The sequence below is a fragment of the Methanoculleus sp. UBA413 genome, assembly GCF_002502935.1.
Lineage (GTDB): Archaea > Halobacteriota > Methanomicrobia > Methanomicrobiales > Methanoculleaceae > Methanoculleus > Methanoculleus bourgensis.
Genome location: NZ_DAQR01000023.1, coordinates 11,736 through 13,137 on the forward strand (window position 1 = coordinate 11,736; position 1,402 = coordinate 13,137).

The 1,402-nt window shown below is 58.5% G+C and carries 1 protein-coding gene and 1 pseudogene; both read left to right on the forward strand.

Features of this window, described 5'->3' with window-relative positions; translation table 11 throughout:
• Nucleotides 1-390: pseudogene (locus BP858_RS02030) on the forward strand (ATP-dependent carboligase); the annotation flags it as partial.
• Between the two features lie 442 nt (nt 391-832).
• Nucleotides 833-1,354, forward strand: a complete 522-nt coding sequence (locus BP858_RS02035; protein WP_062264689.1) for a transcription factor — start codon at nt 833-835, stop codon at nt 1,352-1,354.
• Nucleotides 1,355-1,402: the final 48 nt, after the last annotated feature.

Below are 1,402 nucleotides of genomic sequence, written 5' to 3' on the forward strand. Positions count from 1 at the left end.
TCGGTCGGGGTCGATTTCATGGCGGGGGAGAGACCCTGGGCGATCGAGATCAACCCCCGGTTCCAGGCCACTCTGGATACAGTGGAGATGGCGATCGGGGAGAGTGTCTTTGCCATGCACATGGACGCCTGCCGCGGCGTTCTCCCGGCGGGGAGGCCTGCGGCACGAAAGGTCGCGGTCAGGCGGATCCTCTTTGCGGAGCGGGATATGCGGCTTTCTGTGGATCTTGCCCCGCTTGCGCCCCGGATTGCCGACATTCCCTGGCCCGGCACCGATTTTGAGGAGGGGAACGCCCTCGTGAGCGTCTACGGGTGTGGGGAGACGGAGACGGCGGCGTGTGCGGACCTGGAGCGGAACATCGGGGCCGTCCGGAAGGCTATCGGGGTCTGAGCACTTCGTTAAGATTTTTGGGGGAAACCAACCGGAGGTCAAACACCACCGGCTTCCCTTCGCGTCTTTCGCGTGAGACTCTATCATTATCTCACACCGGAAACTCACGCGAAGCCGCGAAGCGCGCGAAGTTTGGTCATGAGTGTCGGCAGTTCCCTTCGCGTCTTTCACGTGAGGCCTTGTTTGTTACCCTTGTACATTACCTCGCGTGAAAGCATGCGGGAGAACGCGAAGTCCGGGTCCGGGTGCCAAAATGAGCGAAGTTCCGGGTCTGAGCCCCGGCGATGTTCTCTTCGTTACCACCATTCTTTACCCCGAAGCCTTTTGCTCCCGGAGGTTCTCTCTGTGGGAAAGGGAAGGGAATTAAGGATTGAGAGCACAGTATGTTGGGTATCGATACTGGACAATCTATTATACAATATCATGGGGGAGAACTTGAGCAATGGTATCTGTCACTGAACTGTTAAACGACCAGGCGATCAACGCCTACCTGCTACGCATGATCGGGGAGGAAGGAATCGAGCTTCTCAAGCGGTTCCCGGAAGGGGGGGAGCACAGCGACGAGGAGCTTGCCGAGATGACCGAGATCAACTTAAACACCGTCCGCCACACGCTGTATACGCTCTACGAGAAGCGGCTCGCTGAGTACCGGCGGCTGAAGAACACCGAGACCGGCTGGCTCACCTACCTCTGGCACCTCCGGCTGGACCGCCTCCAGGACGTGATCGAGGAAGAGATCAGGGATGTGCTCGAGCATCTCGACGCCCGGCTCACCTACGAGGAGAAGAACGACTTTTATATCTGCAAGAACTGCGGCGTTATCTATACGTTCACTGATGCGGCGGAGTGGAACTTCGAGTGCCCGAACTGTGAGGAGATGCTTGAGCACTTCGATAACGAACTCATCGCCACCGCCCTCCGGAGGAGGGTCAACAAGATCAAGGAGAGCCTCGGGAGTGCGTGAGCAGGACTGTATCGCTCTCCTCAGGCATGCCGGATGCTCTGAGGGGGT